Source organism: Methanocaldococcus villosus KIN24-T80 (assembly GCF_000371805.1).
Taxonomy (GTDB): Archaea; AGJL01; Methanococci; order Methanococcales; family Methanocaldococcaceae; genus Methanocaldococcus; species Methanocaldococcus villosus.
The window spans coordinates 1,088,509-1,101,713 of the sequence record NZ_AQUK01000001.1; the positions used below are offsets into that span (position 1 = coordinate 1,088,509).

The 13,205-nt window shown below is 28.3% G+C and carries 16 protein-coding genes; 5 read left to right on the top strand and 11 right to left on the bottom strand.

The genetic code is table 11. The features are described 5' to 3' along the window. Complete coding sequence (locus METVI_RS0106245; RefSeq protein WP_004592825.1) at window positions 1–1,092, top strand: class I SAM-dependent DNA methyltransferase; 1,092 nt, start codon at window positions 1–3, stop codon at window positions 1,090–1,092. On the opposite strand, the gene METVI_RS0106250 is transcribed toward METVI_RS0106245, so the two are convergent. The 11 genes from METVI_RS0106250 to mptN form a co-directional block, all read right to left on the bottom strand. After that, a complete protein-coding gene (locus tag METVI_RS0106250) occupies window positions 1,073–1,837 on the bottom strand; it encodes a 4Fe-4S binding protein (protein WP_004592823.1) in 765 nt (254 codons plus the stop codon). The two genes, METVI_RS0106245 and METVI_RS0106250, sit on opposite strands and share 20 nt — an antisense overlap. Continuing rightward, entirely contained in the window at window positions 1,807–2,250 is a 444-nt protein-coding gene (locus METVI_RS0106255; RefSeq protein ID WP_017981132.1) for a 4Fe-4S binding protein, read from the bottom strand. Before METVI_RS0106255 ends, METVI_RS0106250 begins: the two co-directional genes overlap by 31 nt. Continuing rightward, window positions 2,237–3,430: a 4Fe-4S binding protein gene (locus METVI_RS0106260; protein WP_004592819.1), complete on the bottom strand. Its 1,194-nt coding sequence runs from the start codon at window positions 3,428–3,430 to the stop codon at window positions 2,237–2,239. Before METVI_RS0106260 ends, METVI_RS0106255 begins: the two co-directional genes overlap by 14 nt. Beyond that, window positions 3,430–4,530: an NADH-quinone oxidoreductase subunit D-related protein gene (locus METVI_RS0106265; protein ID WP_026152919.1), complete on the bottom strand. Its 1,101-nt coding sequence runs from the start codon at window positions 4,528–4,530 to the stop codon at window positions 3,430–3,432. The genes METVI_RS0106260 and METVI_RS0106265 overlap by 1 nt, the downstream gene beginning before the upstream one ends. Window positions 4,531–4,532: 2 nt before the next feature. After that, window positions 4,533–4,961: an NADH-quinone oxidoreductase subunit B family protein gene (locus tag METVI_RS0106270; protein ID WP_004592815.1), complete on the bottom strand. Its 429-nt coding sequence runs from the start codon at window positions 4,959–4,961 to the stop codon at window positions 4,533–4,535. Continuing rightward, window positions 4,945–5,361 carry a DUF1959 family protein gene (locus METVI_RS0106275; protein ID WP_004592813.1) on the bottom strand — a complete coding sequence of 139 codons (417 nt, stop codon included), beginning with the start codon at window positions 5,359–5,361 and terminating at the stop codon, window positions 4,945–4,947. The genes METVI_RS0106270 and METVI_RS0106275 overlap by 17 nt, the downstream gene beginning before the upstream one ends. Beyond that, complete coding sequence (locus METVI_RS0106280) at window positions 5,337–5,642, bottom strand: energy-converting hydrogenase subunit EhaL family protein (RefSeq protein ID WP_004592812.1); 306 nt, start codon at window positions 5,640–5,642, stop codon at window positions 5,337–5,339. The genes METVI_RS0106275 and METVI_RS0106280 overlap by 25 nt, the downstream gene beginning before the upstream one ends. A 10-nt stretch (window positions 5,643–5,652) precedes the next feature. Next, a complete protein-coding gene (locus tag METVI_RS0106285) occupies window positions 5,653–5,889 on the bottom strand; it encodes a hypothetical protein (protein ID WP_004592809.1) in 237 nt (78 codons plus the stop codon). Window positions 5,890–5,893: 4 nt separating this feature from the next. Then, window positions 5,894–6,691, bottom strand: coding sequence for a DUF2400 family protein (locus METVI_RS0106290; protein ID WP_004592808.1), 798 nt, complete (start codon window positions 6,689–6,691; stop codon window positions 5,894–5,896). A 101-nt stretch (window positions 6,692–6,792) separates the two neighbouring features. Beyond that, on the bottom strand, window positions 6,793–7,938 hold the full coding sequence (gene cfbE, locus METVI_RS0106295; RefSeq protein WP_004592806.1) for a coenzyme F430 synthase: 1,146 nt from the start codon (window positions 7,936–7,938) through the stop codon (window positions 6,793–6,795). After that, window positions 7,932–8,801, bottom strand: coding sequence for a tetrahydromethanopterin:alpha-L-glutamate ligase (gene mptN / locus METVI_RS0106300; protein ID WP_004592804.1), 870 nt, complete (start codon window positions 8,799–8,801; stop codon window positions 7,932–7,934). Before mptN ends, cfbE begins: the two co-directional genes overlap by 7 nt. A 95-nt stretch (window positions 8,802–8,896) precedes the next feature. Here mptN and tes point away from each other — a divergent pair, with 95 nt between their 5' ends. From tes to METVI_RS0106320, 4 genes are all read left to right on the top strand, one after another. Then, window positions 8,897–10,360 (top strand): tetraether lipid synthase Tes, encoded by a 1,464-nt coding sequence (gene tes / locus METVI_RS0106305; protein ID WP_236610571.1) that lies wholly within the window; start codon window positions 8,897–8,899, stop codon window positions 10,358–10,360. Window positions 10,361–10,401: 41 nt separating this feature from the next. Then, window positions 10,402–11,550 (top strand): inositol-3-phosphate synthase, encoded by a 1,149-nt coding sequence (locus METVI_RS0106310; protein WP_004592800.1) that lies wholly within the window; start codon window positions 10,402–10,404, stop codon window positions 11,548–11,550. Window positions 11,551–11,678: 128 nt separating this feature from the next. Next, window positions 11,679–12,431: an ABC transporter permease gene (locus METVI_RS0106315; RefSeq protein WP_004592798.1), complete on the top strand. Its 753-nt coding sequence runs from the start codon at window positions 11,679–11,681 to the stop codon at window positions 12,429–12,431. Window positions 12,432–12,437: 6 nt separating this feature from the next. After that, a complete protein-coding gene (locus tag METVI_RS0106320) occupies window positions 12,438–13,205 on the top strand; it encodes an ABC transporter ATP-binding protein (protein ID WP_004592796.1) in 768 nt (255 codons plus the stop codon).

The following is a 13,205-nucleotide window of genomic DNA, read 5'->3' on the forward strand; positions in this document are numbered from 1 at the left end:
ATGAAATTTGATCTTACTGGAGAGGAGAAATGTAATAGAGAGGAGATTGTTTCATCTTCATTAAGTGATATTATAAATGAAGTTATTGGAGATGTAGTAAATTCTGAACTAAAAGTTAGAAAAAAGATTGAAATGTTAAATGATACTATTAAATATTTATATTATGAACTTTTAGGTACATTCATAAAGCAAGGTATAGAGTTTGGAATTTTTCCAAATATTGCTAAATATAAACCAAAATTTGAAGAGATTCCCAATGTTATAAAGTATCCTAACAAAGAGTTTATAATTGATTTTATAAAAACTGCTATAAAGTTGAATATACTAGAATATAAGGATGATGAAAGGTTAGATATTAATGAATTTTATAAGTTAGAAATAAAGTTACCAAAAATGGATAATATAATTAGTGATTATATAATGAAATTTAATTATGTAACACATGTAGCAAGATATGCATTAATAAGTTACAACCATCCAAAAATTGCTTTAAGTTTTAAAAAAGATCCTGATATATGGGATATGATATTAAGTAGCCCATACTATGAATTCCATAGAGAAATTGCAGCTAATTATTTAGATATTGAGGAAGATGATTATATATTGGATATTGGGTGTGGTTCTAGATCTCCACAGTTCTTTATAGATAATGTTTATCCAAAAGGATATTACACAGGAGTTGATATTTCAAAAGGGTTATTAGAAATGGCAGAATTTAGAGTAAAGAATATATATCCAAGTGGTTATGAGCTAAAAAATCTTGATTTCCTAGAAGTTATTCCAAAGAGGAAGTATAATAAAATAATCTGCTCACATGTACTTAAATATATCCCATCACTAAAAATATTTATAAGAAAATTGGCAAAATCATTAGCTCCTGGAGGAAAAGTGTATATTTCTGAAGAATTCATTCCAAAATATGCCAATGATAAAAAAGATTATTGTGAAATATTTGGGTTCTATAATAGGCTAAACAGAAAATTTGTAAAATATTACTCTGAAGAGGAAATTAAAAAAGAACTTGAACTATTGGGTGATTATAGAATAAAAAGATTAAGTGATGGAATAATTGTTATTGAGAATGTATCCTAAATAGTTTTATTGCATCCATTGGACAAACTTCTTCACATTTTCCACAATAAATACATTTATTTTTATTTATTTTAATTTTATCCAAATCCTGTTCTATAGCATTAACTGGACAATTTTCTAAGCATACAAAACATCCTACACATAGATCTTTATTGAATTCTATTTCTTTAGTTTTTATAACTTCTCCTATTTCATTTTCAACTTTTATAGCTTTTTTTGGGCAAACTTCCTGACATGCAGAACATCCCATACATAGGGAAAGATCAACATCAATACTTTTTCTTATTTCAACTTTTATAGCATTAGTAGGGCAGTATTTTGCACACAATCCACATTTTATACATTTATCTTTATCAAGGGAATAATTTTTTAACCTTATTTTTCTATGAGGGATATTTAGTTGATAAACCTTATATTTTACATGATTATCTTCTACCCTAGCTATTCCTTCTATTGCATATATTGCATTTACAGGACACGTTTGGACACATATTTCACACTTAACACATTTCTCTTTTATTATGCTTGCTGGTTTTCTTATCTTAGCCATCTCTATAGCATTTACAGGACAAGCTTTATAACATAGATTACATCTAATACACTTACTTCCATTTATACAAATTATCTCATACTTTATAGGTTTTATTTTGTTTGCAATCTCTTTTTCTTTAATTCCCATTTCTTCTAAAGATTTCTCTGCTTCTAACAGAGTGATCACCTTAACTTTATAGCTTCTGATGGACAAACTTCTTCACATTTTCCACAAAGATTACATTTATCTTTAATAATATCTATCTTATCATTTTTGGTAGTGATTGCATTAAATGGGCAATTTTTCAAACATACTAAACAGCCTACACACCTATTATAATTAATATAAATATCTTCATATTTTTTGACCTCTGTTATCTTGAAGTTTTCAAATCTTAACTTTATTATAGATATAGCATTAAACTTGCATGTCTTTTCACATCTCCCACAAAAAACACACTTATTTTTATTAATCTCCACAATATATTTTCCTTCTTCTATAGCACCTGTAGGGCAGACTATTAAACACTCTAAACATTTTAAACATTTATCTTCTCTAACAATAATCTCCCTTTTATTAAAGATAATATTCAACTTAATATCTCCAAATTTTTTAGCCGTCACCATTATATCCTCTTTTTAAATCTTTAATTCTTTTTATTTCATTTTTTATTCTTTTCTTTACTTCATTTTCTAGAGATTTTTTTGCAGTAATTTCCACCTCTTGTAAAATTTTGCTATACTCTTCCATATAATTGTATAACTCATTTTCAATTTTCTCTATAATCTTATCTTCAATAATCCTCTTTTCTACCTCTTTCATAGCCATGTCTTTTTTAACCTCCTTTATAGCATTTACAGGACATTCCCTAGCACATAACCCACAAGCAACACACTTCTCTGGTAAAATGTAAGGGAGTTTTGTCTCTTTACTAATTTTAATAGCATTAACTTCACAGACCTTATAACAAATTCTACAACCTATACACTGATCTTCATTAATAATATAGCAAGAATCTTTATTCTTTGCAATTCTTTCTTTATAGACTCTTATAGCTGATGTAGGACAAACTTCTAAACAATATCCACATTTTACACATTTTATAACCACTTTTTTCTCTAAATCTATTTCTCCAAAGCATATTTCTTTACAATTTCTACATAATATACATAGACTATTGACAATATGAGGAGTTTTCTCTATTTTTTCTTCATATTTAAGCTTATTCATCTCTTTTTTTATTTTTAAATCAAAAAATATTCTATTTTTCTCTTTGAAAGTTTTTTCATCTAAAATAACAATAGCATTTACAGGACAGGCATCTAAACATCTCTTACAAGATATACAATTTTGAATATTGATATAATATTTCTTCTCTTTCTTATATATGGCCTCTACAGGGCAAACTTTTTTACAATTACCACATTTTACACAGATCTCTTCATCTATCAATAAATAATTATATTTTGGTTTTATATATGGTTCATCTTCAGTTTCTACTCTATGTTTATCTATTTCCAAAACTCCTGTAGGGCAAACTTCAACACAGTTTGCACATGCTATACATGAACCTTCATCAATCAAAGGTAGTTCTTTTTTATGCTCATTATTATATTTCATTTCAATAGCAAATGCTGGACAACTCTCTTTACATGCTGAGCAAGATATACATTTTTCAGGATACACCACACTTGGAGGAATTTTTCTATATCTCTTTGGAGGAATATAATAAGATTTTTTAGATTTTGCAAATAGAAGATCTTTAATATTTTCTTTTATCTCATAGATATATCCTAAAAATGACATTAAATCACCTTCTTAATAATAATAGCCCTCTCTGTGCAAGATATACAAGGATCTATTGATGTGTAACATGACACTGCATCAGCAACAGTTGGGCAAGATTTTAGCATATACTTATATGCCTCTAAATTCATGACTGTTGGAGTTCTAATTTCCACCCTTTTTATTAGCCCCCCATTAGTTAATTCCATCCTATACAGTAATTCTCCTCTTGGAGCTTCAAACCTATGTTCTCCAACTCCTGCTTTTATTTCTGGCTTAACCCTTATATCTCCAGAAGATTCTTCATAAAGTTCTAAAGCTTTTCTTATTAGTTTAATACTTTCAAATATTTCATAAAATCTAACAAGATTTCTTGCAAAATTATCTCCCTCATTTTTCCATACTGGTTTGAAGTTTAGCTCTTTATATGTTGTGTGCCTAAGCCTCCAGTCACTTTCTGGTAATCCAGAAGCTCTACAAACAGGCCCTACTGCACGGGTTCTCATGATTTCTTTATATGTTAAAACTCCAATTCCTTTACTTCTCAAACCTACCAATGGAGCTGTTTCAAACACATCTAAAATATTTTTAAACTTCTCTTCAAAATCATCTAAATTTTCATTAATCTTATTAATTATCTCTTTATTTATGTCTCTTCTGACCCCTCCAACTATACAATAACCCATATTTATCCTATTTCCAGTAATCATCTCAATTAAATCTAATATCTTCTCTCTAACATTTAACAACCAAATAGCCAGTGTTTCATGCTCTATAGATAGACAGTAGGATGCTATTGCTATAAGATGACTATGTATTCTCTCTAACTCAATTAAAATAACCCTTAAATATCTTGCTTTATCAGGAATTTCAATATTTGAAATTTTTTCTACACATTCAGAGAATGTTACTGTATGAACAAAGGAACATATTCCACAAACTCTTTCAGCTAAAAACACTGCTTTATTAACATGTTTACCTTCCATAATATTCTCTATTCCTCTATGAACATAACCCATCTCAATTTCTGCATCAACAGGCTTTTCTCCTTCTAAGATTAACTTAATTCTAATGGGTTCTTTTAATGCAGGATGTATAGGACCAATAGGAAGAGACATAATAATCACTTCAACCTCTTTTCTTTTAAAGCTATTAAAGGAATAACTTTTAATAGAGCTTCAACTATCTCAGAAGGTCTAGGAGGACATCCAGGAACTTTGGCATCTACAGGAATAACCTTATCTACGCCTCCAACAACATGACCTTCTTTAAATATCCCACCAGTAAGAGCACATGCTCCAACAGCAACAACAATTTTTGGTTCAGGAGTTTTTTCATATATTTCTTTTAATCTTTCTTTCCATGGTAAAGTAACAGGTCCAGTAATAACTAATATATCAGCCTCTCTAGGGTTGTTGTGAAAATATATACCATATTGCTCAATATCATACCTCTGACAGATACAGGAAAGTATCTCAACATCACATCCATTACATCCACCAGTATTTATAACACAGAGATGAACTGATCTCTTCCTAACAAGATTTTTCATTTTTCTCCCTCAGCAGTTTAATAATAAGTTTTTTTCCTACATTTAAGGCATCTTTATATGGCTTATTATATAATAGATGTAGTTCAACAACTTTTTTTCTTATTAAATCAGCTTTTTTTCTATCTATTAGTTTAAAGAAATCAGCTAGATAACACAATCCTAAATCAATATCAACTTTTCTACCTAAACATCCCATTTTTGCTTGTTCAACATATGCAGATAATTCATAAACTGAAGCAAAATCTACCTTTTTTAAGAAAATTTCTATGATCTCATCTACATCCATATCAAGTTTTTTAGCCAAAGGGAGAAATAAGTTATCCATCAAAAACCTATTGTCTTTAATAATGTTAATCTTTTGCTTGATAGAATCTTCTAAATATTTCCTATCAACATCCATTTTTTCACCAAATATAAGATAATAGCTAAAGATAACCCTAAGATAAATTCTATTCTTCCATAACCTGGTCTCATGCCAAAAGGAAAACTTAATAATAATATTCCCAAATCATAGAGAGGAGTATTTAACAAAATTCCACCTAAAATGGATAGTATTAAAGCTAACATATCTATTTTATTTTCAACATAGGGAAAAGGATATTTATTATAGCTATAATTCAACCCTAAAAAATTTCCAACAATAAAACAAACAATAGCTATATTAATTTCAAATAAATTCATAAAATCACCTTTAATATGGTAAATAGAGTTTATATAATGCCAAACCAAAGCCTAAAATTACTAAAACCATAAAAAATATTTCTAATTTTTTCAGTAGTGAATAAATTCTTTTTATATTTAAAGTTAACACAAGGATAATAAAAAATATTAATATTGTTGGAGTTACAAAATTATTTTGAAGCATGCTTACTAATATACAGTATAATACAGTTATTGAAGAGGCTATTAATAGATAGTAGATATACACCTTCTCACCTCAATTTTGAGAGAATTATATTCTCTAACATCTTTCTTCTCTCTTTTTTCTCTTTTAATAGTATATCCTTACCAATCTCTCTACCCAATAAAAAGAATGGGTAGTCTATTTTAGCAGGATCTTTTTTATATAATGATTTTGCAAATCTTGTCATTTTTACAACATTTTTCCAGTTTGAATTATAGTTATCTAACACTGATAAACAATATCCTACTTTAGCTACATGCCTATCAACAGGAATGTATAAATCTGCCGGATCAAAATGAAAAATTTTTAAATCAGGGTATTCCCTAACCATCCACCTCATATACATCCATGCCTTCTTTTTAGCTGATTCTTTTGATTTGCCCATCATATATATCTTGTTAGCTAAATCATTAACAAAGTTTATAGGTTTTTCAAAGTTTTTTGTATGAGTTAATAAGTCATAATCAATATCACTAAGATAATTATTCACATCTACCAATATTTTTGGAATTCTTCCCCATAATTTACCTAATCTAATCTTCTCTTTTTCTTTTATTGATTTTAAAGTTTTAAGAAAAATAGATTCTTCTTTAATGTTAAAGAGCTTCTCTCCAAAGATGTTATATAAATTAACCATTAACTTTCTAACATTTTCAGCAGTTCCAACAATTTGAGCTTGGTCTATAGAAGCAAGTTGAAGATAATACATTGCTACAAAATTCTTTTCATCTTTATATGGGTTAAAGGGTAGTGGAGGATTGCCATTAGGGTTTAGTAGTAAATCAATTTCTTTTGAATATCTTTCTATATAATCTTTAATAAGCATCCTCTCACAAATATTCTTATGGAATAATTTTATTCCTACAGGAAATATTTAAATCTTTCTTAAATAAAAATTTTTAATATAGCAATAAGAATTCTTAATTGTTATTTTATTCTTGTCCTTAAAATAATAAGGGTGTCATCTTTAATCTCAATTTTATCTTTAAATTCTCCTTCTAAATATTTATTTAATTCCTTCCCAATATCCCCAATAAAGAAATATTTAACTTTAAAGGATTTTAGGATATTACATAACTTCTTTATATCTATCTCTTCACAAACCACTCCAAAATCTCCACCAATGTATATATCCCCACCAAAGACTTCTAAGAAATCATTTATGGCATATTTTATTGCTTTAACATCTAAACCAGGATTTATATTTTTTATAACAACATGTTTTCCTACATTTTCAATTTCCATCCTATTTTTTATTTTAAAATTTTTTAATTTTTCCTTTATATCTTCTAAAGAAAGAAAATTTTTACAAATCTCTATAGCAAAACTTGCATTTTCTGCTAAATGAGATCCAAAAACTTTATTGTTGAAATTAAAAATTTCTCCACAGTATTCAAATTCTAATGGATATTTCTTTAATATTGTTGGTTCATTTATAACATTGATATTATTTTTTTCAATGGCTAAATTATATCTTTTAATGTCTTTAATATTAATATAACCTACATCAGCCAATTTTAAAGTAGAAAACTTTGCAAATAGAGCATCCCTTTTCCCCTTAGCTATTTTATAATTTTCTAAAACATTAGTTATTGCACCATATTTACATCTAATTAAACCTAAAGAAGTTTCAAAAATAAAAATATCATAGTCATCAATATTTATGTTACTTAACTTCTCTAAAATAGCTGGAGGAGCAATAGAACCATAATTTGAATTATTAATAAAAACTTTATAATCTTCCTTTAAAATATGAAAAATTAATTCTGTTGTTGTAGTTTTCCCTTTAACTCCAGTTATACAAATGAATTTTTTATATAAGTTCTTATATTTTTTTAAAATAATTTCTGAAACTGCCTCATGAAAAGATATGAATTTTTTATCAATGGGGCAATGTATTGGAGCAACTATTTTTTCATAATCATTTAAATTTGGATTTTTCACTATCTTTACATCTAAATTATTACTATCTTTTAATTTATTATATATATCCCAAACCTCTACATCATATCCCATCTCTTTATATTCCCTAGCTAAAATTAAAGCTCCATGATTAACATCAACTATTAGCATTTTGAAAACCTAATCATCTTTTTTACCAATATGTCTGAAATATTGATATTTAACTTTTTTAATCCTTCCCATGAGGGAGTAGCATTAACTTCCAGCACTTTATATCCATCTTTACTTTCAATAACATCTACTCCTGCATAGAAAAGATTAAGAGCTTCTTTAGCTTTTATAGCAAGATCTTCTAACTCATCATTTATTCTACACATCTCTATTTTAGCTCCACAAGATACATTATTTTTCCAATTATCCCCGCCTATTCTATAATATGCAAAGACTTCATCATCTATGACAAAAGCTCTTATATCCTTATACTCATTAGATATTGGTTGAATAAATTCTTGTATATAAAATGTTTTATACTTCTCTTTAAATTTATTTAGTTTTTCTAATTTATTAGTTATAGTCATATCTTTTTTTATTCTAATTATCCCCTCCCCTCTACATCCAATTAGTGGTTTTATAACCACATCTTCAAAACAGTCTATCCAATATATGGCTTCACTTATACTACTAGTTACCACTGTTTTTGGTTGAGGAAGATTATATTTCTCTAACATCATAGATGTTAAAAATTTATTTCCTGCAAATTCTATACCTTTTGGAGGATTAACTATATCAGAAAAGTTCTCCAAATATCTTAGAATATCAAAGTTAAAAATATTATCATAGCCTAAATTTCTAACAAAATAGATAGGGATATTTAATAATGAGGATTTAAAATATTTAATATTAAAGTCCATATTAATACCAATAGCAATATTTTCTGGGTTTACTAATTTATAATCTACATTTAACTTTTTACAACTCTCTATTATATCATTCACAACATTATCTCTTTCAATGCTTATAATTCCTATTTTCATCCTTTCCCTCTATTTCAAATTAATTTTATATATCATTAAAAACATTAACATAAAACATAAATAAGTGTTTTTATTTTTAGGTGGAAATTATGGAAATTATTAAAGAGACTCTATCACTTTGTCCAGTATGTTTAAAAAGAATTCCTGCTATTGTTTATGAAGAGAATAATAAAATTTTTATTAAAAAATCCTGCCCTGAACATGGAGAGTTTAAAGACCTTTATTGGAGTGATGCAAGACTTTATAAGAAGTATAATAAATATGAATTTGTAAATAAAATAGATTTCCATCAAACAGAGATAGACAAGGGCTGTCCATATGATTGTGGTTTATGTCCAGCTCATAAATCATCAACCATATTGGCAAATATTGATGTAACAAATAGATGCAATCTAAATTGCCCAATATGTTTTGCTAATGCTAATAAAACAGGAAAAATCTATGAACCATCATTTGAAGAAATAAAGAATATGATGATTAATTTAAGAAATGAAATACCTCCTACTCCTGCTATTCAATTTGCAGGAGGAGAACCAACAGTAAGACAAGATCTCCCAGAGCTTATAAAGTTAGCTAGAGACATAGGTTTTGTACATATACAATTAGCTACAAATGGTATAAAACTTAAAAACATTAATTACCTTAAAAAAATTAAAGAAGCTGGATTATCAACAATATATTTACAATTTGATGGTATATCTGAAAAACCATATTTAATAGCAAGAGGAAAAAATTTGTTCCCAATAAAAGATAAGGTTATTAAGAATTGTAGAGAATTAGAGTTTAATAGTGTTGTTCTTGTCCCTACTTTAGTAAAAGATGTTAATGACTGTGAAGTAGGAGGGATAATTGATTATGCTGTAAAAAATGTTGATGTTGTTAGAGGGGTAAACTTTCAGCCAGTTTCATTTTCTGGTAGGGTTGATGAAGATGTATTGTTAAATGGAAGAATAACAATTCCAGATTTTATAAGATTAGTTGAAGAACAAACATCTTTAACAGAAGAAGACTTTTATCCAGTACCTTCAGTAGCACCAATTTCTATTTTTGTTGAAAAACTGTTTAATAAAAAGAAACCTACTTTATCAGCACATCAACACTGTGGAGTAGCAACATATGTCTTTGTAGATGATGGAAAAATGATCCCTATAACAAGATTTATTGATGTAGAAGGTTTCTTAGAGCTAATAAAAGAATATATTGAAGAGTTAGATTATAATAATAAATTGAAAGACATCAAAGTAGTATTAGAAATTGGAAGTAAATTACCATCATTAATAGATCTAAAAAATGCACCAAAATATATAAATATTAAAAAAATAATATCTTTAATAGTTAATATATTGAAAGGAGATTATGATGCTTTAGCTAAATTCCACTACAACACTTTAATGATAAGTTGTATGCACTTTATGGATGCTTACAATTTTGATGTTGATAGGGTTAAGAGATGTTGCATACATTATGCAATACCAGATGGAAGAATAATACCTTTCTGTTCTTATAACACAATACATAGAAAAGAAGTGGAGGAGAAATTTTCTAAACCTAAGAAATAACTTAAAAAACTATTACAAAAATTTGAAGGAGGTGAGAAAAATTGGTGAATGTCATTATCTTAGGGCAAGGGTTTGTAGGGTCAATTTTTGCTTCAGGTTTAGAGAAGATAAAAGCTGGGGAGATTGAGCCTTATGGAGTGCCATTAAGGGATGAGCTACAAATAAAAATAAAAGATATCAATATAGTTGGTTCTTATGATGTAGATGTTAATAAAGTGGGAAAGAGTGTATATGATGTTGCAAAACATTATGATAACAATGTTCCTGAAAGTTTAAAAGATATTGAGGTAAAGAAAGGAGTTCATTTAAACAGCTTAAAAAATCTCCCAATAAAGGCTGAAGGTTTAGAAGATAAAATGAGTTTAGAAGATGCTATAAACCACCTAATAGATGAATGGAAAGAGGCTAAAGCTGAAGTTTTCATAAATGTATGCACAACAGAAGCATTTAAAACATTTAATAGTAGAGAAGAATTGGAAAAAGCCATAAAAGAGAACAATAAAGAGAGATTGACAGCAACTCAATTCTATGCCTATGCAATATCAAGATATGCTAAAGAAGTTGGAGGAGCTTGTTTTATAAATGCAATTCCCACATTGATAGCCAATGACCCTACTTATGTTGAGCTTGCAAAGGAGAGCAAGATGGTTATATTTGGTGATGATGGAGCTACAGGGGCTACTCCACTAACAGCTGACCTCTTAGCTCATCTATTCCAAAGAAATAGATATGTTTTGAGCATAGCTCAATTTAACATAGGAGGAAACACTGATTTTTTAGCACTGACAGATGTTGATAGAAATAAAAGTAAAGAATCTACAAAAAGTTCAATTGTTGAAGATATTCTTGGATATAATGCTCCTCACTTCATAAAACCAACAGGTTATTTAGAGCCATTAGGAGACAAGAAATTTATCTCTTTGCATATTGAGTATATCTCATTTAATGGAGCAAGGGATGAGTTGATTGTTAATGGGAGAATTAATGACAGCCCTGCCTTAGCTGGGTTGTTGGTTGATTTATCAAGACTTGGAAAAATAGCTTTGGATAGGAAAGAATATGGAACTGTATATGAAGTTAATGCCTTCTACATGAAAAATCCTGGACCAAAAGAAGCTAAGAACATTCCAAGGATTATTGCCTATGAGAAAATGAGAATGTGGGCAGGGTTGAAATCTATTTGGTTATAAATCTTTTTTTATATAATTAACATTTATATATTTAAATTTACTTTAATATAATCAATAAAATTATATAGCTTATTTTAAAATTATGAGTTAAAAGCTAACAAGGGGAGAAGGTGAAAATTAATAATATAATGATAAAAATGATTATGCCTTTCTCTTTAATTATTATGTGGGAAGTTTTAGCTATTTATATAAATAATCCTATTTTATTACCAAAAGTTGAAGATGTAATCTATGTCCTCTCTCACCCTCTAACTAATATCCTTGGTACTGGAAGTTTAATTGATAACACTGTTGTTAGTATAAAAAGAGTGTTATCTGGTTTTATATTAGCTTCTACTGTTGCAGTTCCTTTGGGAATTTTTATGGGATATTCTAAAATTATTTATGATCTATTTGATACAGTTATCGAGCTTTTAAGGCCTATTCCTCCATTAGCTTGGGTCCCTTTATCATTAGTATGGTTTGGTTTATCTGAAAGTTCAATGATATTTATTATATTTATTGGAGCTTTCTTCCCAATATTGATAAACACTATTGCAGGTGTTAGAGGAGTTCCTAATGCATTGGTAGAGATGGCACTAACTTTAGGAGCAAAAAAGAGAGACATCTTATTAAAAATTATTATCCCAGCTTCATCTCCTTCAATATTAACAGGTTTAAGAGTTGGAGCAGGAATAGCATGGATGTGTGTTGTAGCTGCAGAAATGCTACCTTCAAGTAATTCTGGCTTAGGTTATTTAATTATGTATGCCTACTCTTTAAGCAGAATGGATGTAGTTATAGCCTGTATGATAATAATAGGGTTAATAGGAATTGTATTAGATAATGGTTTAAGATATATAGAAAATAAATACTTTATTTGGAGAAAGATGATGAAGTGATTTTATATGATAAAATTAAAAATAGAAGGATTAACAAAAGTGTTTGACGTAGATGGAAAAAAGATCACAGCATTAGATGATATAAATTTGGAGGTATATAAAAATGAATTTTTAACAGTTGTTGGGCCTTCAGGGTGTGGAAAAACCACACTACTTAGAATTATAGCAGGTTTAGATAAACCTACAAAAGGCAGGATTTTATTGGATGGGAAAGAAATTAAGGGTCCTGGAGCTGATAGAGGTGTTGTCTTTCAGCAATATACATTATTACCTTGGAGGAATGTTATAGACAATATTGCCTTTGGTTTAGAATTGAGAGGAGTTCCTAAAAAGGAGAGGTATGAAATAGCAAGAAAGTTTATAAAACTTATGGGTTTAGAAGGTTTTGAAAAAGCTTATCCATATCAGCTGAGTGGAGGGATGCAACAGAGAGTTGCTATAGCAAGGACATTAGCAAATGATCCTGAAATTGTTTTAATGGATGAACCATTTGCGGCTTTAGATGCCCAAACAAGAGCTATATTACAAAATGAATTATTAAAGATCTGGCAAAAGGATAAGAAAACAATATTTTTTATAACACACAGTATAGATGAGGCAGTATATCTTTCTGATAGAGTTGTTGTATTAACAGCACGACCTGGGAAGATAAAAGATATAATAGAAATACCATTAGAAAGACCTAGAGATAAAACAAGTGTTGAATTTTTAGAATATAAAAAGAAAATATTTGAAATATTAAAAGAAGAGGTTTTAAAAACACTAAAAAGGTGA

Bases quoted from the DNA above. Each gene is read 5' to 3' on its own strand.
- METVI_RS0106245 (WP_004592825.1), top strand. From the start codon at position 1: ATGAAATTTGATCTTACTGGAGAGGAGAAATGTAATAGAGAGGAGATT.
- METVI_RS0106320 (WP_004592796.1), top strand. From the start codon at position 12,438: ATGATAAAATTAAAAATAGAAGGATTAACAAAAGTGTTTGACGTAGAT.
- METVI_RS0106275 (WP_004592813.1), bottom strand. From the start codon at position 5,361: ATGGATGTTGATAGGAAATATTTAGAAGATTCTATCAAGCAAAAGATT.
- METVI_RS0106260 (WP_004592819.1), bottom strand. From the start codon at position 3,430: ATGTCATTTTTAGGATATATCTATGAGATAAAAGAAAATATTAAAGAT.
- mptN (WP_004592804.1), bottom strand. From the start codon at position 8,801: ATGAAAATAGGAATTATAAGCATTGAAAGAGATAATGTTGTGAATGAT.
- METVI_RS0106255 (WP_017981132.1), bottom strand. From the start codon at position 2,250: ATGGTGACGGCTAAAAAATTTGGAGATATTAAGTTGAATATTATCTTT.
- METVI_RS0106280 (WP_004592812.1), bottom strand. From the start codon at position 5,642: ATGAATTTATTTGAAATTAATATAGCTATTGTTTGTTTTATTGTTGGA.
- cfbE (WP_004592806.1), bottom strand. From the start codon at position 7,938: ATGCTAATAGTTGATGTTAATCATGGAGCTTTAATTTTAGCTAGGGAA.
- METVI_RS0106315 (WP_004592798.1), top strand. From the start codon at position 11,679: ATGATAAAAATGATTATGCCTTTCTCTTTAATTATTATGTGGGAAGTT.
- METVI_RS0106270 (WP_004592815.1), bottom strand. From the start codon at position 4,961: ATGAAAAATCTTGTTAGGAAGAGATCAGTTCATCTCTGTGTTATAAAT.
- METVI_RS0106290 (WP_004592808.1), bottom strand. From the start codon at position 6,691: ATGCTTATTAAAGATTATATAGAAAGATATTCAAAAGAAATTGATTTA.